Raw genomic sequence first — 18,882 nt, 5'->3', positions numbered from 1 at the left:
AGGGGTTTTTTATTCGTTGAAACGACAGCCTGGATCATAAGCTTTGTTTCCGTACAGATAAAACTGTTTTATCTGAGCACCCAGCACGGAGGCTCTTCTCAGCGCCAACCTTGGAGGAATACTCTAATGGGAACGAGTAGTCAGCCCTTTGTGAACTTCATTAGCAGTCTGAGTCCGCTTTACCAACAGCAGGTGATCAACTGCCGGCGATGTGCGAAGCGACTCCGGGACGGCACCATCTTGGTCCCACAGGACTGGGCTGATGAAAGCCCCAGTCAGGGACAGGTCACGGTTTGGTGGCACGGAGATCCGCAACGATGCAGCTCAATTCACGGAGGCATTCTCGCCTCTAGTGCCATCACAGACTTTCTGGAGTTCCAGCTGGCGTACAAAGGCGAGGACGATATGTCGTTTGTTCTCTCGCAGCTCACCAAACATTTAGGACAGCCTGACTATCGCACCCAAGAAGCGCATGACTGTTTTTCTACTTATACCCGCAAGGAAGACGAGTCGGATGCGCTGGGCAATTTTGCTGGCTGGCTGACCTGGGATGTTCTCCGACGAAGACTTCGTCTCTGAATACTGCCAAGACTTCCGGGAGCCCCCAACGGTGCTCTGCATAACTACCAGATAGGTTGTAGGTGTATCTAACTATCTCACGCGGGATATCGCCATGCACTTGCCATCTCTTACCTTGTTTCACTCGCCTTCTTCACCCAATGCAAGACGAGTACGCGTCTTCTTAGCAGAAAAAGGGCTTGATATACGACTGATAGCCATTAGTCCGGTCGAATTGGAGTCCCGGTCCAGGGCTTATAGATTGATTAACCCGCAGGATGCCATTCCAACGTTGCTACTGGAAGACGGCACGACAATCGTCGAGGCATCTGCAATTTGCCAATACCTTGAAGAAAGTTACCCTGAAACCTCGCTGCTCGGCACCACGGCCAAGGAAAAGGCAATTGTGACTATGTGGGAGCGCTGGGTGGAACAGGAGGGTTTTCACGTCGCTATGGATTTAATGCGCAGCCTGGTCCCGAGCATGAATAGCGAATCTTACGAGAACAAACAGCGCTTTAGAAATCCGGTGCTAGTCGAAATAAATCGGGCACGCCTCCACAGTTTTCATCTTGCCCTCAACGCACACCTTGGCATGTATGCCTTCGTGGCAGGCGATTCATTTTCGGTAGCCGACATCACCGCACTGGTAACGATTGAGTTCACATCAAGGGCCCTTAACCTGCCCATACAGGGTGGTCTGAACGACCTGAACAGCTGGTACGACTTGATTTCCGGTCGGCCAAGCATGAGGGCTTAGCCGGCAGTATGGCGTTTTGAGGGGCGTGATTTGACCACTGGCACCGCCTGCACTGCAGGAGGGGACGGTAGTTTTGCCAAACCTAAGGACTTCCCAGGGCTCTGTGCCGACTATCGGAGCCCTGTCCCACACCATCCTCATGAGCCACTCAAGGCTTTGCGGAAAGCGCGGCCAGCACCTTCGCTTCCGTGAATGGAATTGAACGCAATCGTGCGCCTACGGCGTTGAAGACCGCGTTCCCCAAAGCAGCACAGACCACGGACGCTGCGACCTCTCCCACTCCCAAAGGCGGTTGGTCCGGCCGATCTATCAGCGATATGGTCACTTCCGGGACGTCAGGAAAGCGCAGGATCGGGTAGGAAGACCAGTCGCGGCTGGTGACTGTTGAGCGATCAAATTTGAGCTCTTCCTTGAGCGTCCTGCTCACCGTTTGTACGATGCAGCCTTCGATTTGATTGTTGATTCCGTCCGGGTTGATGATCTGCCCGCAATCCTGGACCACGAAGAATTTGCGCGCATGAATCTTTCCGCTTTTACGCTCAACCTCGACCTCCGCGACCATGGCGATGTACGTCCTCGAAAGATCATATCTGACAAATGCGACACCGTGCCCTCTCTTAATCTCGGTGTCCTGCCTGTCGTTGGGCTGAGGATTATCCCAGTTGGAAAGCTCTGAAATCCGCTTCAGAACCTCCATGCTCCTCTGGTCGGCAGGGTCGATACTCTCCATTCGCATTTTGATCGGATCGACGCCTTTGAAGGCGCAGATCTCGTCCAAAAAACACTCATTTGCGAACGTGTTCTGCATCCGCCCCGGCGAACGAATCCATGCAGGGCGAAAGGGGGTGTGCGCAAGCCGATGGCCTTGGGTCAGCACGTTCGGAAACTGATAAACGATGCCCGAGTTGCCCATCACACCACCCGGCGCGAGATAATCCTCTCGGGGCATGTCAGCAAGTTTCGCGGCGATCAATTCGACAGTACCCACCTTACCATCAGGGACCATGAAGTCGCTTTTCCAGGCAATTACCCGCTTTTCAACGTCCAACCCGGCCTGAATGTCGATCAATGTCGGTGGCCCTTTCGGGTCCCAGCCATGCTCGTCCGCACGCATCCATTGCACACGTACAGGCTGTCCCATGATCTTGGCCAGCAGGCACGCATCTGCCGCTGCATCTTCATGACCATTGCGACCGTAACAACCCGCGCCCTCAAGATAAATCGCGCGTACGTTCTCGGGCTTCAACGTGAACATCACAGCTAACTGCCGCCGCAAACCGTGAGTCGCCTGGGAGGCTGACCAACAGGTGAGCTGGCCGTCGGTAAAATCGGCAACAGCACACGATGGTCCAATCGAGCCATGCGTGTGAATGGCAAAATCATAGGTGGCTTTCAACACGTGCGGTGCGCTCGCCAAAGCACCTTGCGCGTCACCGACGTTGCTGGAAACCTCAAGTTTACTGACCGGCGTATTGCGCAGGTGCTCCCAAAGCTTAGCCTGTTCGGGTAACCCGGCCCACTCGCTCCACTGGGCTTTGAGGATTCGGGAGGCAGATATCGTGGACCATTCCGTACTACCCACGACAGCCAAAAAGCTACCCTCTCGCACGACCTTGATCAGCCCTGGAATGTCCTTAACGGATGTCTCATCCACGGAGATCAGGTCAGCCCCCATGCTCGGAGGCCGAACGACACGAGCATGCAACATGCCCGGCAACTTGAAGTCCTGCATGTAGGTGAATTCGGCCACGATCTTCGGTGGGATGTCTCTTCGTGGCACAGACCTGCCTACGGTTTTGAACTGTGCGGGTGATTTGGTGACCACATTCTGGTCAACCGCTAACTCCAGCGCCTGCTCGCCGATCAGCTCGAAGTATGCGACGCTTTTCCCTGAGGTCTTATTGGTGAACACCCCATCTTCTGCCACAAGCTCATCGGAATTGGCCCTTAGCCGCAAGGCAGCTCTGGTTGCCAACTCCCGCCGCAAGGTCGCAGCAGCATTGCGCACCTGCATTCCACCGCTGCTGATAGAAACGCTCGCGTAGGTCGTTCCTTGGTCTGGCGTTAAAGCGGTGTCACCCTGGACGACCAAAACGCGCGTCAGAGGCACATCGAGCTCCTCCGCCGCGATCTGTGCCATGGCTGTCTCGACACCCGTCCCCAGATCGACTTTCCCCGAATAGAGGGTGATGACCCCATCGCTTGCGATGGCCAGGTATCCGTCGACCCGATCAAGCGCCACGCTTTTGGCTGTCTGATCAGATTGCGCAAGAGCTTTGAACGCCTGAGGCAGAAGGGTGAAACCAACAACGATCATCCCGCCTTTTAAAAGGCTTCGCCTCCTCATATCAAACATGGGTCACCTCCAAAGAGGAGGACGAGACTTTCGCCACTGCACGCATGATCCGAATGTGGGTGCCACAGCGACAGAGGTTGTTCGCTAACTCTTGCTGGATTTGATCCTTGGAAGGATGCGGGTTTCGAATCAACAGGGCGGCGGATTGCATGATCATTCCATTGATGCAGTAACCACATTGAACCGCCTGTTCATCAATAAATGCTTGCTGCAGCGGGTGGAGTTTCTCCCCCTCCCCTAAGCCTTCGAGTGTAGTGATCGAAGCATCGGCAATCGCAGCCACTGGTAGTAAGCATGACCGTAATGCTTCCCCGTTGAGAAGAACCGTGCAAGCCCCGCACTGCCCAAGGCCACAGCCAAATTTTGGACCATGCAATCCCAGGTTCCCACGGAGCACGTAAAGCAGAGGCATATTCGGATCGTCGACGGTCACTACTACCTTTTTTTTGTTCACGTTTAGCGTTAGTTCTTGGCTCATTCCGCACCCCAGAAGAACAGATATTCCTAGGTTGTGATGCTGCTACCGGTTGCTAGCCCTACCCTAGTGAAACGTTGTGAATCCCTGAGTGCCGGTCCGGCGCAAAGCCACACTGCGACCCCAATCAGACCCAACAACCACAGCACGAAGCATTCTTCGGTCATTGCCCATCAGGTCCCATGGACTCCTCAGATGGCGCATTCCTGCGCCCGCACTTTTTGCCCCCGCCCAGCCAACATAGGTGTCTCGATCATGAATTCGTCACCGCTTCCGATCGCTTTTCATTTCGGTCCATATACGCTCCTTCCACAACAGCACCAGCTGTTTAGAGACGAGCTCCCGGTAAAACTGGGAAGCAGGGCTTTGGAGATTCTCATTACGTTGGTTGAGCATGCAGGTCAGCTGATGACTAAGGACACGCTGATTGCCAGGGCGTGGCCTCGAACTGTCGTTGAGGAGTGCAATTTGAGAACTCAAATTGCGGCGCTGAGACGAACGCTCAGTGAAGGTGATAATCACGATAGCTACGTCATGACGGTACCTGGCCAAGGCTATCGCTTCATCTTCCCGCTACACCGAAATCAGTTCATGCCCGGAGTCTACAGCCAGTCTGTTCGTCATTCGTTGTCGATGTGGCGAGTCCGTTTTATCGGGCGCGCGGCAACTGCTCCCCAGATTAAACATGCGCTTTGCCTCCACCGACTCGCCATCGTCGGCGTGGCGGAGCTAAGGTCTAACAACGCCTCCCGGCCTGTTCAGGTGAACGTGGCGTGCAAGCTTGATGTTGACAGCTCTAAGGCTTTACCCGAAGCAACGAATGGCGCCCTATCGCGCCTAGTTTCGAAGGAAACTCCTCCATCGTGGGCGTATGGGTGCGGCCAAGATCATCTTCTGGCATCCACACATGAACAGAACGACCCCAGCGCGCATATTGGCCACGATAACGCATCAAAAGATGCCCTGCCCGATTCAAGCCGAGAGCAATCTGAAGGGCGACCCTCAGCACTGACCGACCTAGCTACGATAGCGACGAAGCTGGAACTCTGCGGTATATCCAACTCGGTCCTTCCAGCGACCGGGACAGCCCTCCCCAAGCAGCCGTCCTTTCGAGGCGCTGATGCCTCCCTGAACTTTCATCTTGAAACAGGTCCTGACGGTCGTCATTACCCCGAGTCCGTTACTCCGTTGCGTCACCGTCCGCCAACGAGGGTGTCATTGATGAAAACGTTGCTGTCCACTGCATTTGCCACGCTCGTTGCGGGCTTGTCGAGCCAAGCGTCGGCGGATACACCCGATTCGATAGTGTCCAGAGGAGCGTACCTTGCCAAGGCTGGGGACTGCGTTGCCTGCCATACCGCTCCTGGGGGAAAAGCATTCGCAGGAGGTCTGAGGATGGACACCCCAATGGGCGCTATCTACACCACTAACATCACACCTGACAAAAAATATGGAATTGGTACCTATAGCGAGCAGGACTTCATCCGCGCGGTCAGGGAGGGCGTTGCACAAGATGGACATCGGCTGTATCCGGCTATGCCCTTCCCATCTTACGCAAAGACCAGCGACGAAGACATGAAAGCGCTCTATGCCTACTTCACGAGCGGTGTTGAGGCCGTGCCTGCGCCTAACAAAGAATCAGAAATCCCTTGGCCCCTTAGCATCCGGTGGCCGCTGGCTGTTTGGAGCTGGGTGTTCGTCAGCAACACACGTTATCAGTTCGATACCCAACAAAGCGCGGAATGGAACCGAGGTGCATATCTGGTGCAATCGTTAGGGCATTGTGGTGCGTGCCACACTCCCCGAGGCGTTGGGTTCCAAGAGAAGGCGCTGGATCAATCGGATGATGATTTCCTTAGCGGTGCAAAAGTGGAACATTGGTTTGCGTCTAACCTCACCGGAAACCATAACACCGGACTTGGCCGATGGAGCCTGGAAGATGTCCAGACGTTCCTGCGAACAGGAGCCAACAAACATGCCACTGCATTTGGGTCGATGACCGAAGTAATCATCAATAGCACTCAGTGGCTCAGTGAGAGGGACACGCGAGCCATGGCCACCTACCTGAAATCGCTGCCCGGTTCGCGAAAAGATGACGGTAAACCTTACCAGATCGCCACACTCGATACGCCGGCGGCCAGCAGTAATCATCCCGGGAAAAATATCTATGCGACTCACTGCGCACAATGCCATGGGTCCGCAGGTCGCGGACTGGCACCATGGCTTGCGCCGCTGGCAGGCAATCCAAATGTGCTTGAACCTGATCCGTCATCTTTGATCAACGTGACGCTTAATGGCACCGGGTACCTTGTACTAAAAGGTATTCCTGCCCCCTTCCCCATGCCTGAGTTCCATGCTGCTTTAAGCAATCAAGAAGTCGCCGCCGTCGTCACCTATATCAAGGCGACCTGGTCTGAAGGCGCTGCGGCGGTAACTGACGCACAGGTCGCCGAAATACGCGCTGCGACCTCAAAATCACGCTAAACCATGGAATTTTGGAGCTGACTATCCGCGCCAGAGAACCTAGAAGCGTGCCGGAGTGCTGGTGCTTTAACATGCCGGTTTTATGCAATTCCTGCCGAGTCCATACAATCTCTGCTTCCTTACGATTCGAATAATGGGCGTCCTCAGCGCGGCCTCCTTGAGTCCGCGTAACCCAGAAGCGCACCGCGCATCAATTAGAAGGAAGCATCATGTCCAAGCCTGTAGTTTTAATCACCGGCGCCCTCACCGGCATCGGTCGCGCGACCGCAATCGCCTTCGCTAAAGACGGCGCTTCACTTGTTGTCTCCGGTCGTCGCTCAGAGATTGGAGAGGAGCTGGTTTCGGAACTGCGCAAACTCGGTGCCGAAGCAGAATTCATCAAAGCCGACGTGCGCGATGATGAACAGGTTCGTCAGTTGGTGGATACGACTGTCGCACTGTTCGGTCGCCTGGATGTCGCGGTGAACAACGCTGGCACCGAAGGGCAACCTGGCCCGCTCCAGCAGCAATCGGCAGAAACCTACGCCGCAACGTTTGATACCAACGTTCTGGGCACCGTGCTGAGCCTCAAACACGAACTGCGTGTCATGCAGGCTCAAGGCTCGGGCTCAATCATCAATATCTCATCCACTTACGGTCACGTAGGTGCCGCTGGCGCCTCCATCTACGCGGCAAGCAAGCATGCCGTTGAGGGCTTGACCAAGTCTGCAGCGCTTGAGGCTGCAACATGGGGTGTTCGTGTTAACGCAGTCGCGCCTGGCCCCGTCGACACCGGCATGCTCGAGCGTTTCACCGGTGGTCCTGAAGGCAAGGCTTACATGGCTTCAATCGTACCGGTGCAGCGAATTGGTCAAGTTGAGGACATTGCTCGCGCAATCGTCTTTGCTGCCTCACCAGAAGCAGCGTTCATCACCGGCCACATCCTGAATGTCGACGGTGGCAAGTCGGCACAGTGACCTCTCACGGCCCCGATAACGGGCCGTTTTTACTAAATGACGGAGTATTCAGAATGTCAGCACTCAAGCTCTATCACGCCAGTGGTTCGCCCAACTCCCGCCGTGTCCGCATCTTCATTGCAGAGAAAAAGCTCGACGTAGAGCTGGTCCCAGTCGACCTAGGCACGAAGGAGCAGTTTTCTGATGCGTATCGTGCGCTCAATCCTCGCAGCATGGTTCCCACGCTGGTACTGGAGGATGGCACCGCCATTGCCGAAGTGCCTGCTATCTGGCGATACCTGGAAGAGGCTCATCCTGCGACTCCTCTGCTGGGCCAAACCCCAGCAGAGAAAGCTCTGGTGACCATGTGGGAGCGCCGGGCCGAACTGGATGGCTTCATAGCCGTCATGGAGGCAGTTCGCAACGCAGTCCCTGGGCTAAAAGGCCGCGCACTCGCTGGCCCGCACGCCTACGAGCAAATCCCGGAGCTCGCTGAGCGTAGCAAAGCGCGCGTTGCGCATTTTTTTGCCGACCTGGATCAGCGCCTCGCCGACGTCCCATTCGTCGCCGGAGCGTTTTTCAGCGCAGCTGACATCACTGCATTGGCCACCGTTGATTTCGCCACCAAGGCGCTCAGTCACCCGATCGGCGAAACCCAACGCAATCTGCAAAAGTGGTATGACACTATCTCCAAACGAGACAGTGCCACAGCCTGATAAGTAGAAGACACTGTAGGCAGAAGGCATTCGCCCGGACGAGGTCCAAGATGCAAAAATCGAGCAGCGAGACGCACTCCAAATCCATTGTAGGGCTTCACCATATTTCGTCTGTGGTGACGGATTTTGAGCGAACGCTACGGTTTTACATGGGTACACTGGACCTCAACCTAGTGGGGCTTCCGCTCTACGTGGACGGGCGAAAGCTCATGCACTTCTACTGCGGTAAACAGGCTTGCTCGCCGACATCACTGCTGACTTTTGTCATCGATGAAACAGCCAAACCTGGCGCTATTGGAAGCGGCCATATCAGCGCGGTGACATTCTCCGTTCCAGCAGGCTCCCTGTGGTTCTGGCAGCACCGCCTGGAACGTGCTGGTGCGCAAATTTTTGGACGAGCGTGGTCCTTTGGGAAGGAACATTTGTGTTTCTGCGACCCTGACGGATTACAGCTTGCGATGGTCGAGGACGATCCGGTCTCTCTCGACTCCGCAAGGCCTCAACGCTACATCGACGCCGACTATGAAATTCTTCGGATTAGCGCAGTAGAGATTCAGGTAGAGGGACTGGATGAAACGGCCCGCTTCCTGATCGACGCACTGGGATTCACCCGCTCCGGTCGCGAAGGTTCAGTATCTCGATTTAGTCACGAAGCGATGAGCCGAGTCGTTACTCTGGATGTAATCTCGATCCCGAACGACCGCTCCGGAGCCGCAGGATCAGGCATTCCTCACGATCTGGTCTGGCGAGTCCCTGACGAGCCCTCACTACACAAGATCGCCGCAGCAGTCCAACGTTCCGGCCTTGAAGTCACCACTGACTTCCAGACCGATCACTTCAAAGCGATCTACTTCCACGATCCTTGTGGAATACGCTTTGCGGTGGCCTTGGATGGCACTCACACAACCTGTACTGAGCCTTGCTAAGACTTGAGAGGCCCTCTATGCGACCGACTAACCCTGAAGAAGTATTGGCGCAGCGCTTCCATATTGCTAAGCCACCCGCTCTATGGGTACCTAGCCTAGCGAAGCAGCCCATCACATTCACGCACTTGAAAAGCAAGGAAGCGTTACAAGGTCGATCCCTCGACATTCCCAGCGAGGAAGCATTCGCTTTTCAGGTGCCCCTGTCTGGCCCTTTCTTTTCAACCGTCTGGAATTGCACGCGACGTACATCGCTCCCGGCCGCCGGCCCTGGATCGGTGTATCTCTTTGACCTTAGCGCGATGCCGGTGGTGGAACTTGACACCCCGTTCAATACGCTGCGCATGTATGTGTCACAAGACACCTTAGATGAGATGGCGTACGAAAAAGGGCTAAAACGTGTCGGAGGGCTGAGCGCTCCCGGGTATGGTCACAAGGATCTAGTTCTTCACGGTTTAGCGCACCTGCTTGCAGCAGCCATGGCTGAACCCGGCTCCGCATCGTCCTTGTTTACCGAGCACATCACCCTGGCATTCCACGAGCACATCGTGCGCCACTACGGTAACGCGCCGCCTGCCAGCACTCCAGTTCGAGGCGGCCTGGCGCCGTGGCAACTGCGACGCGCCCATGACTTCATTCAGGAACATCTGAACACCGACATTTCCATCTCCGCACTCGCGTCAGAATCCGGTGTGTCCGTCAGCCACTTCGCAAGAGCTTTCAAGCAAACCGTAGGGATGGCCCCACACCAGTGGTTGCTGAAAAAGCGCGTGGAGCGGGCCAAGGTCATGCTGGAAAACAACAAACTGAGTCTCGCGGAAATCGCATTAGCTTGCGGATTTGTAGACCAAAGCCATTTCTCGCGAGTGTTCTCACGAAGCGAAGGCTACAGCCCGGGAAAATGGAGAAGATTTACCCTGGAGTAGCCCCATTCCTGCCCGAAGCCGACCTGTCGTCCTCACTCAAATAGGCGCCGTCAGTCGATCTAGGTCCCCCATCCGATCCATCAGCATCCTGACCGATCGTGCAAATGCCCCATCGTCGGCAGAAAAAAGTAGGCCATCGGCCGACAGCACATCACCCGATTATCAATCTGCAACCACTTCCATCATGCCCACTATCCAGAGTGGGCTCTCAACCCCAAGTGAGGGAATCAACATGCCATTAATCAAAATTGATATTTTCGAAGGGCGGACCGAGGAGCAGGTGAAATCCTTGCTCGACTCAGCTCACCGGGCGATGGTGGACGCGTTTGAGGTTCCGGAAGGTGATCGCTATCAGATATTGAGCGAGCACCGCCCTGGGCGCATGATGATTGAGGACACAGGACTCGGAATCCCCCGAACTGACCGAGTCGTGGTTATCAGCGTGACGAGTCGACCTCGAACGGAAGAATCGAAAGTAAAGTTTTATCAGTTGCTCGCGAAGCTTCTGAAGGAGAATTGCGACCTTGAACCTGAAGACCTCGTCGTTTCGATCGTTACGAACAGCGACGCCGATTGGAGCTTTGGTTTGGGCCGAGCTCAATTCCTAACCGGCGAGCTCTAAAGCATCTCTGCAGCCACCGGCGACCTGCAGCAGTCGCGTAGGATCACCGGTGGATCTGCCCAGAAGAGAAAAGCGAGCCTTGGCGGCAATGCCCTTCCCATCCGCTTACTCGTTTTACTCGTTGAGCTTGGCAGCCTGATAGGCGATCACTTCGGTTTCGAGCCAGGCTAGAAAAAGCCTAAGGATAGCGACATCCTGTTTTTCTGGCGGGATGACTACACAGTACGCTTTGTAGGCTCCGTGACTCGCAGCCAATGGCTGAACGAGCTCGCCACTTCGTAACTCGTTTGCAACGTACAGCCGTGGGACCAAAGCCATCCCAAGCCCGGCTAAAGCCGCCTCAATAATCATCGAATAAAGGTCGTAGCGGGACCCGCGCATGGGGTTAGCAAGCGATACCCCAATGTCTTGGCAGTAATCTCGCCACGCATCAGGAGCTGAAGCTTTGTGCAGCAGGGGTATCTGCTCCAGATCAAGGGTCTCGGTCGCCCCGAAATCTGAAATCAATTGAGGGTGACATACCGGAACCAACGGCTCTTGAAAAAGCTCTCGGCGCACCATGCCTGACCAGGCAGAGTGATTGAAATGTATGGCAGCGTCGAAAGGACTTCCGGTGAACAGAAACGGATCGGGACGCTCCGACAAGTTGATACTGATCCCAGGATGTTGGCGGTGAAAGCTGGAAAGCCGCGGGATCAACCACTTATTGGTGAACGTCGGGATCACCGCCAACTCCAACACCCCTCCTCCAGCTGGTTGTGCCATCAGTCGAAGCGTATCGCGCTCGATCCTAGCGAGTGCTTCACGCACTTGGGCGGCGTAGTGAGCGCCCTGCTCTGAAAGTTGGACACGGTTGCCCGTGCGCCGGAACAGCTGAAGACCAAGAAACTCTTCAAGACGACCGATCTGTCGACTGACAGCCCCCTCCGTCAGGACCAGCTCATCCGCCGCTCGAGAGAAGCTCCCTTGGCGGGCGGCGGTTTCAAAAACTAACAGGGCAGTGGTGCTTGGAATTTTTCTTTTCACACTGACGCCTCGGTTGCTGGTTCACCCTTACATTTCATCATCGTAGGGTGATTATTTGTCGTTTTATACAGCGCCAATATGGCTTTAGTTTCAAGCCTACAAATCTAACAGGTCGAGGTTGTGGCGCATGAAAAATTATCAGCTATTCATCAACAACGAATGGCACGATCCGTCCTCCAAACAATGGTTCGACACACTGGACCCATTCTCTGGCGAGGCTTGGGCTCGAATTCCACGAGCTACCGAGGACGATGTAAACCTTGCAGTTGCCGCCGCCGAATCAGCGCTGAAAGGACCTTGGGGCACCATCAGTGCCAGCGACAGAGGAAGGCTTCTGTACAAGCTCGGCAGCTTGATTGAAGAGCAAGCTGAGCGTCTGGCGATCGTGGAAAGCAGGGACAACGGTAAACTCATGAGTGAAGTGCTTGGTCAGGTTCGCTACTGCGCTCGCTACTTCTTTTACTACGGGGGACTCGCCGACAAAATCCAGGGAGCTGTAATTCCCAATGACAAACCCAAGGTCTTTAATTACACACGATACGAACCTGTCGGAGTCGTTGCGACCATTACACCTTGGAACTCCTCTCTGCTGCTGACCGCCTGGAAGATGGCACCGGCGCTATGCGCCGGCTGCACCATTATTGCCAAGCCGTCGGAGCACACATCAGCTTCGTTGCTTGAGCTCGCCGAACTGGTGCAACAAGCGGGAATTCCGCCAGGTGTATTCAACGTCATTACCGGATTTGGCAATGAGGCTGGCGAACCTTTGATCAAACACCCGGAGGTGGCGCGAGTAGCGTTCACCGGTGGGGATGAAGGAGGGAGACGTGTCGCAACCCTTGCGGGGGCACACCTCAAACGCATCTCGCTAGAGCTCGGCGGCAAATCACCCAATATTGTGTTCGACGATGCCAATCTGGAAAACGCAGTGAATGGTGTCATCACCGGAATATTTTCTGCTGGGGGCCAAACCTGTATGGCGGGCTCTCGACTGCTTCTTCAAAACTCAATCCATGATGAGTTCGTTGAGCGCCTTCAGGACATCACGCAGCGTGCAAAAGCAGGTGACCCTAGCAAGCCTGGGATCCAGGTGGGTCCCGTGGCAACTCAACCTCAATTTCAGAAAGTGATGCAGTACATCGACATAGCGAAGAACGAAGGCGCCCGCTGTATCGCGGGTGGACGTTCCCTTTCGGGGCCAGAATACGGTTGCGGCCAGATCGTTGAACCGACAATTTTCGTGGACGTCACCAATGACATGCGGATCGCCCAAGAAGAAGTGTTTGGTCCTGTTCTGGCTGTTTTACGATTTGACGATGAAGAGGAAGCAGTCCGAATCGGTAACGACATCCGCTTCGGGCTGGCGGCAGGCGTGTGGACGAGCAGCCTGCATCGTGCGATGTACATGTCTGAAAAACTCAAAGCCGGGACTGTATGGGTGAACAACTACCGATCCACCAGCTACACCACCCCATTTGGCGGGTTCAAAGACAGCGGTGTTGGTCGGGAAGGTGGCATCGAAGCAGTGAAGGAGTATCTCGAGACCAAGAGCGTCTGGATCTCCACGGACCTGCAGATGCCTGATCCATTCATTCGGAAATACTGACCCATAAAAAAGGGACTTTTTAAGTCCCTTTTTTACGCTCAGGATGTGATTTAAATGGCGGCAATATGTTCCGCAGCCAACCGTCCGAACACAGCGCCGCGCAAGACAGAAGTGGATCCTGGATAAACCTGATGGTAGAGACCTACCGTTTCCCCAGCAGCATACAGGCCCGGGATGGGCTTGCCATCTAGGTCCAAAACCTGAGCGTCTCCGTTCACCTTGAGACCACCAAATGTAAAACACACTGCAGAAATGATGGGGTAAGCCCGAAATGGCGGCGTATTCAGAGGGCGAGACCAATGAGTTTTCTCGATATCCAACCCTTTCGTACTGCAAAAATCGGGCGTGAGCGCGTCGAAGCTGGATGTACTTTCTTCGCATGCAGCATTGAAGTCTTTAACAGTTTGCAGAGCAGTAAGCGGCAGGCCTATCAAATCAATCAGGCCTTCAAGGGTGGAAGCTTCGATAGGAGGAACATCAGAGCGAACAGTTGTGCGCCATCGCGGAACATCATCAATACTCCCGTCAAAGAGTGCCCAGCAAATACCCTCCGGTTGATCTGCAATCGATCTACCAATCACGTCATAGTGCGCATCGACGGTTCCCGGTGCCTCATCGACGAATCTGCGTCCTTGCTTGTTGATCAGCACACCGTACGGATAGACGAATACAACCGCTTCAGCTTGAGAAGAGCGAGGGTCAATAGGCTCTGCATGGTATGAACTAAACTCGCCAGCGGAGGCCGCCCCTACGTCCAACGCCATCCGGATGCCTTCGCCTTTGTTGAAATAACCGCCTGGCGCAACCGGTCGGATCTTCGCAGCCCGTTGGCCCATATACCGCGCCATCATCTCCGCATTGCCTTGGAATCCGCCGCTGGCAAGTACCACGTTTCGAGCTCTAAGGTGCTGGCGCCCCCCCTCAGGGTCAATGACCAATAGACCGCTGACACGCCCCGTATCATCATGCAAGAGGCTGACAGCGGTAGTACGAAACAGCACCTCTACACCCAGCGCTCTCGCCTCCGACATCAACCGCTCGATGAGTGCAAGACCACCACCTTCAGTGACAATACGGGATGTATTCTGCGTCAGCAGGTAGGTTGGCTGAGGGCTGAACCTGAGGTCCATGGATTTGAGCCACCCGATTGTGGCGGGCACTCGATCTGCAAATCTGCCAATGAGTTCAGGATCGGGCAAAGGATGAGCCTTTACATTTGCCGGCCAGCCCGAATAGTCCTGAGATACCGCCTTTAACACGCCTGGATCGAGATTCAGCCCCGCGTTGTCGACCAGTTGCTCCTCGAAATCATCCGCGATCTCTGCATCGTTTTTCATCCGCAGATAGGCTTCGGTCCAGCGTGTATTCCCTCCGTAATCAGTTTCTGTCGCACGCTCTACAATCGTCACCTTCAAACCGGATTGAAGCGCCGTAACAGCGGCGCTGAGTCCGGCGATACCGCTTCCTACGATGACCACATCTTGTTCTTGTTGTTCAGGCATCTCGTGAACTCCACGTTAAACGTTGGAGGGAAATTAGCCCTGCCGGGATGAGGTATAAAACGACAAATAATCATCAAGCACTGACATTTTGTAAGGCTGGCCACCAAGGGGCGATAGCGAGGGTGAAACGTACATCGTTTTTTTGCCCAGCTTATCGAGCGACAGAAAGAAGTCACACGCACGCGATGACTTGCACAATCCTCACAACGCAAGCAAGACAGAATGTAGACTGGTTTTTTCCTGCTCGGAGTCGGATCCCCTTGGAGCTCAGGCAACTGCGTTACTTCGTCAAGATTGTCGAACATGGGAGCCTGGGGCGCGCCGCCCTGGAGCTTGAGGTCGGTGTGTCCGCTTTAAGCCAACAGATTGGGAAGCTGGAAAATGAGCTATGCACCCGGCTATTGAATCGAACTAGCACTGGCGTTATACCAACCAGCGCTGGAGCAGCATTTCTTCACCACGCGCAACTCACATTACGCCAGGCAGAAAACGCGATCCAAGCTGCCCACCGTGGACGGATGAGCGGGTATGTCAGCGTGGGCCTTCCCCCTACCACTGCAACCGTACTTGCGCTCCCGCTGATCAATGCCATGCGCGAACGCTACCCTGATATCCAGCTCCACCTGGTGGAGATGCTATCGGGTCATCTAGCGGCTCAACTCAATGCGCGGCAGATAGACCTTGCGATCGTGTTCCAACTCGAAGGTGGCAAGCGGTGGAGCGTGACGCCACTGCTAGACGAAAAGCTGTTTGTGATCGCCTCACGTGGCCTGCCTGACGCGCCCACCGGTGAGAGTGTCATGCTAGCCGATCTGGGGCGACTTCCATTGATAATGCCCAGTGCACAACACGGTTTGCGAACGGCGTTGATGATTGCATTCGAACGCTCTGGCGTGACGCCCAATGTCGTCATGGAGGTAGACGGGCTGGTGGTGCTCATGAATGCGGTTCGAGCAGGTCACGCCGCCACCATTCAACCAGGTGCTGCGGCAGCTATCGAGGGAAATTCAGCATTGTCACGTGTGCAGATCGCAGACCCCCATGTCGGCCGCAGAAACCTGCTGGCCACGCTGGCGGACGATGAGCTGTCTCCTGCAGCGCTCGCCACTCGTAACGTAATCACTGACGTCGCACGGAAACTGGTCAAGGATCAACAATGGCCTGGTGCCAAGCTGATCGAAGAGTCCTGAAGACATTTCCAGCCGATGTATCGAATGGATTGAGCCATCCGCCCCCCACGTCGGGGCGGCCAGTTTGCGGGATGTAACCCTTTAGCAAAACTAAAGCCCCCCTATACAAACCCGCCTTTCGCCCTCCCCACGTTCGCCCTATCTTTCGCCCACTCGCCAGCAGCTACCCGTACACCCTGCTAGCGAATAGAGGAGATGTAATGGTCGATGTTTTGGTAATTGGCGGCGGCAACGCCGCGCTATGCGCAGCGCTAATGGCACGCGAAGCAGGCGCCACGGTGATGCTTTTGGAGGGGTCACCTAAGGTCTGGCGTGGCGGAAACTCGCAACACACGCGCAACCTGCGCTGCATGCACGATGCTCCTCAGGATGTGCTGATTGATGCATATCCCGAAGAAGAATACTGGCAGGACCTGCTGAAGGTGACCGGAGGCATCACGGATGAAAAGTTAGCACGCATTGCTATCCGAGCCTCTTCATCCTGCCGCGACTGGATGCGCTCACACGGTGTGCACTTTCAGCCGCCGCTGTCTGGGGCCCTGCACGTCGCACGTACCAATGCGTTCTTCATGGGCGGCGGCAAGGCGTTAGTAAACGCCTACTTTCGCAGCGCCGAGCGTCTGGGGGTGAAAATCCGCTACGACGCCCAGGTTACCGACATTGAACTCGATGACGGGCGCTTCGTTGCCGCCCATATCGCAGAGCGCGAAGTCGATGGCCGTGTTTTACCAGCTGAACGAATCGAAGCTCGGGCATGTGTGATGGCAGCTGGTGGCTTCGAATCGAATCGTGAATGGCTACGTGAGGCATGGGGCCAGAACGAACACGGCGAATGGCCTTCGGATAACTTTCTGATTCGCGGTACGCGTTTTAATACCGGCGTACTGTTGAGACGAATGCTGGATTTGGGTGCCGATGTTATCGGTGATCCCACCCAAGCGCACATGGTCGCTATCGACGCCCGCGCTCCGCTGTATGACGGAGGGATCTGTACCCGTATCGACTGTGTTTCCCTAGGAGTTGTGGTCAATCGCAATGGCGAACGCTTCTACGACGAGGGTGAGGACTTCTGGCCCAAGCGCTATGCGATCTGGGGTCGGCTGGTGGCAGGTCAGCCGAACCAACAGGCTTACTCCATAATCGATCAGCAAGCGATCGGCCGATTCATGCCACCCGTGTTCCCTGGCACCAAGGCGCAGACGCTATTAGAGCTGGCGCAGCTGTTGAATTTACCCCAGGCACAGTTCGTCAAAACCATCGAGGATTACAACCACGCCTGCAAAGTCGGAACGTTTGACCACACCGCTCTGGACGACTGCCATACAGAGGGGCTGACTCCAGCCAAGACTCACTGGGCACGCCCAATCGTCAAACCGCCATTCTACGCCTACCCGCTAAAACCAGGTGTCACGTTCACGTATCTCGGCCTGGCCACCGATGAAACCGCCGCTGTGCATTTCAACGGCAAACCAAGCTCCAACCTGTTCGTCGCTGGAGAAATGATGGCCGGCAACGTCCTGGGTAAGGGTTACACCGCCGGTATTGGTATGGCTATCGGCACTGCGTTCGGCCGTATCGCCGGGGTTCAGGCGGCTGCCTCCGTAGGATTCGGCCCTTCAATCGCGAATACGGAATCTCAACATGCAACTGTTTGATCCTCAGACCTCCAGCCAACTGATCCCGGTCCTTAACCTGCAAGAGAGCGAGGTCGAGCGACAGATGACCATCTGTAACGCTTGCCGGTACTGCGAGGGATTTTGTGCGGTATTTCCAGCAATGACACGTCGGCTGGAGTTCACCCAGGCGGATATTCATTATCTGGCGAATCTCTGCCACAACTGCGGCGCATGCCTCTCGGCGTGCCAATATGCGGCCCCCCATGAGTTTGCAGTGAACGTGCCCAAGGCCATGGCGAAGGTGCGCCTAGAAACCTACGTCGAGTACGCCTGGCCAAAACCCCTCGGAAAACTGTACCAGCGCAACGGATTGACCTTGGCACTGGCGTCCGGGCTGGGCCTGGCATTGTTCCTCTGCCTAACGCTTGCGGTAATGGGCAACCTTTTCATTGGCCAGCCTGGCGGTAACTTCTACGGGATTTTTCCGCACAACACCCTAGCTGTAATGTTTGGGGCGGTATTCGGATTTTCCGTGATTGCCCTTAGCATCGGTGTGGGTCGCTTTTGGCGCAACGTCTCCCCCACCGACGCACCGCTGCCCTTAAAAACAAGCGCAGCGCTAGAGGCGACGGCCAATGTCGCTCAGCTCAAATACTTGGATGGCGGCCATGGCGAAGGCTGCAACAACGACGATGACAAGTTCACCTTGTGGCGCAGGCGCTTTCACCACTTTACGTTCTACGGATTCATGCTGTGTTTTGCCGCTACCGGCGTTGCCACGCTGTACCACTTTCTTCTGGATTGGTCCGCTCCCTACCCCATGTTCAGCCTGCCCGTGATGCTGGGAATCTTCGGTGGCGTCGGGCTGCTCATCGGCCCGGCTGGATTGTTGTGGATGAACCTGCGTCGTAACCCGCAACAAGGTGATGAAGAGCAAAAGCCAATGGATCGGGGATTTATCGCTCTGTTGTTTCTGGTCAGTGCAAGTGGTCTCGCACTACTAGCCGGGCGTGAAACCAATGCATTGGGCTTGCTGCTGGCTGTTCATCTGGGACTGGTGATGGCGTTCTTCTTAACCATGCCTTACAGCAAATTCGCTCACGGCATATTCCGCAGTGCTGCACTGTTGAAATACACCATCGAAAAACGCCAACCCAATCCAATCAACGCCGGCAGTGACTGACGGC

Annotated in this window: 16 protein-coding genes; 12 read left to right on the top strand and 4 right to left on the bottom strand. The window is 55.4% G+C overall.

Annotated features, from left to right (window positions below):
- Positions 1-126: 126 nt before the first annotated feature.
- Both ACWKWE_RS27805 and ACWKWE_RS27800 read left to right on the top strand, forming a co-directional pair.
- Positions 127-579, top strand: a complete 453-nt coding sequence (locus ACWKWE_RS27805) for a hypothetical protein (protein WP_483852332.1) — start codon at positions 127-129, stop codon at positions 577-579.
- 94 nt (positions 580-673) lie between these two features.
- Positions 674-1,318 carry a glutathione S-transferase family protein gene (locus tag ACWKWE_RS27800; protein ID WP_483852331.1) on the top strand — a complete coding sequence of 215 codons (645 nt, stop codon included), beginning with the start codon at positions 674-676 and terminating at the stop codon, positions 1,316-1,318.
- A gap of 148 nt (positions 1,319-1,466) precedes the next feature.
- Here ACWKWE_RS27800 and ACWKWE_RS27795 read toward each other — a convergent pair whose 3' ends face one another.
- A complete protein-coding gene (locus ACWKWE_RS27795; RefSeq protein WP_483852330.1) occupies positions 1,467-3,674 on the bottom strand; it encodes a xanthine dehydrogenase family protein molybdopterin-binding subunit in 2,208 nt (735 codons plus the stop codon).
- Positions 3,667-4,152 carry a (2Fe-2S)-binding protein gene (locus ACWKWE_RS27790; RefSeq protein WP_483852329.1) on the bottom strand — a complete coding sequence of 162 codons (486 nt, stop codon included), beginning with the start codon at positions 4,150-4,152 and terminating at the stop codon, positions 3,667-3,669. Before ACWKWE_RS27790 ends, ACWKWE_RS27795 begins: the two co-directional genes overlap by 8 nt.
- Before the next feature lie 252 nt (positions 4,153-4,404).
- On the opposite strand from ACWKWE_RS27790, the gene ACWKWE_RS27785 reads away from it, so the two are divergent.
- The 6 genes from ACWKWE_RS27785 to ACWKWE_RS27760 all read left to right on the top strand — a co-directional run bounded on the left by ACWKWE_RS27785 (position 4,405) and on the right by ACWKWE_RS27760 (position 10,755).
- Entirely contained in the window at positions 4,405-6,633 is a 2,229-nt protein-coding gene (locus tag ACWKWE_RS27785; RefSeq protein WP_483852328.1) for a c-type cytochrome, read from the top strand.
- Positions 6,634-6,842: 209 nt separating this feature from the next.
- On the top strand, positions 6,843-7,589 hold the full coding sequence (locus ACWKWE_RS27780; RefSeq protein ID WP_483852327.1) for an SDR family NAD(P)-dependent oxidoreductase: 747 nt from the start codon (positions 6,843-6,845) through the stop codon (positions 7,587-7,589).
- A 53-nt stretch (positions 7,590-7,642) separates the two neighbouring features.
- Positions 7,643-8,284: a glutathione S-transferase family protein gene (locus ACWKWE_RS27775; protein WP_483852326.1), complete on the top strand. Its 642-nt coding sequence runs from the start codon at positions 7,643-7,645 to the stop codon at positions 8,282-8,284.
- Between the two features lie 50 nt (positions 8,285-8,334).
- Entirely contained in the window at positions 8,335-9,210 is an 876-nt protein-coding gene (locus tag ACWKWE_RS27770) for a VOC family protein (protein ID WP_483852325.1), read from the top strand.
- 17 nt (positions 9,211-9,227) lie between these two features.
- Entirely contained in the window at positions 9,228-10,133 is a 906-nt protein-coding gene (locus ACWKWE_RS27765; RefSeq protein WP_483852324.1) for an AraC family transcriptional regulator, read from the top strand.
- A 232-nt stretch (positions 10,134-10,365) separates the two neighbouring features.
- Positions 10,366-10,755 (top strand): tautomerase family protein, encoded by a 390-nt coding sequence (locus ACWKWE_RS27760; RefSeq protein WP_483852323.1) that lies wholly within the window; start codon positions 10,366-10,368, stop codon positions 10,753-10,755.
- Positions 10,756-10,869: 114 nt separating this feature from the next.
- On the opposite strand, the gene ACWKWE_RS27755 is transcribed toward ACWKWE_RS27760, so the two are convergent.
- The gene (locus ACWKWE_RS27755; RefSeq protein ID WP_483852322.1) at positions 10,870-11,781 is read right to left on the bottom strand and encodes a LysR substrate-binding domain-containing protein; all 912 of its coding nucleotides are present in this window, start codon (positions 11,779-11,781) and stop codon (positions 10,870-10,872) included.
- A gap of 127 nt (positions 11,782-11,908) precedes the next feature.
- On the opposite strand from ACWKWE_RS27755, the gene ACWKWE_RS27750 reads away from it, so the two are divergent.
- Positions 11,909-13,387 carry an aldehyde dehydrogenase gene (locus ACWKWE_RS27750; RefSeq protein ID WP_483852321.1) on the top strand — a complete coding sequence of 493 codons (1,479 nt, stop codon included), beginning with the start codon at positions 11,909-11,911 and terminating at the stop codon, positions 13,385-13,387.
- A 50-nt stretch (positions 13,388-13,437) separates the two neighbouring features.
- Here the strand turns inward: ACWKWE_RS27750 and ACWKWE_RS27745 are convergent, their stop codons facing one another.
- A complete protein-coding gene (locus tag ACWKWE_RS27745; RefSeq protein ID WP_483852320.1) occupies positions 13,438-14,889 on the bottom strand; it encodes an FAD-dependent oxidoreductase in 1,452 nt (483 codons plus the stop codon).
- Positions 14,890-15,149: 260 nt separating this feature from the next.
- Here ACWKWE_RS27745 and ACWKWE_RS27740 point away from each other — a divergent pair, with 260 nt between their 5' ends.
- The 3 genes from ACWKWE_RS27740 to tcuB all read left to right on the top strand — a co-directional run bounded on the left by ACWKWE_RS27740 (position 15,150) and on the right by tcuB (position 18,878).
- Entirely contained in the window at positions 15,150-16,079 is a 930-nt protein-coding gene (locus tag ACWKWE_RS27740) for a LysR family transcriptional regulator (protein WP_483852319.1), read from the top strand.
- Positions 16,080-16,279: 200 nt separating this feature from the next.
- Positions 16,280-17,734, top strand: coding sequence for an FAD-dependent tricarballylate dehydrogenase TcuA (tcuA, locus tag ACWKWE_RS27735; protein ID WP_483852318.1), 1,455 nt, complete (start codon positions 16,280-16,282; stop codon positions 17,732-17,734).
- Entirely contained in the window at positions 17,721-18,878 is a 1,158-nt protein-coding gene (gene tcuB, locus ACWKWE_RS27730) for a tricarballylate utilization 4Fe-4S protein TcuB (protein WP_483852317.1), read from the top strand. Before tcuA ends, tcuB begins: the two co-directional genes overlap by 14 nt.
- Positions 18,879-18,882 lie beyond the last annotated feature (4 nt).

It is taken from the genome of Pseudomonas salicis, from assembly GCF_057128705.1.
This window is presented reverse-complemented; position numbering and strand designations above follow the sequence as displayed.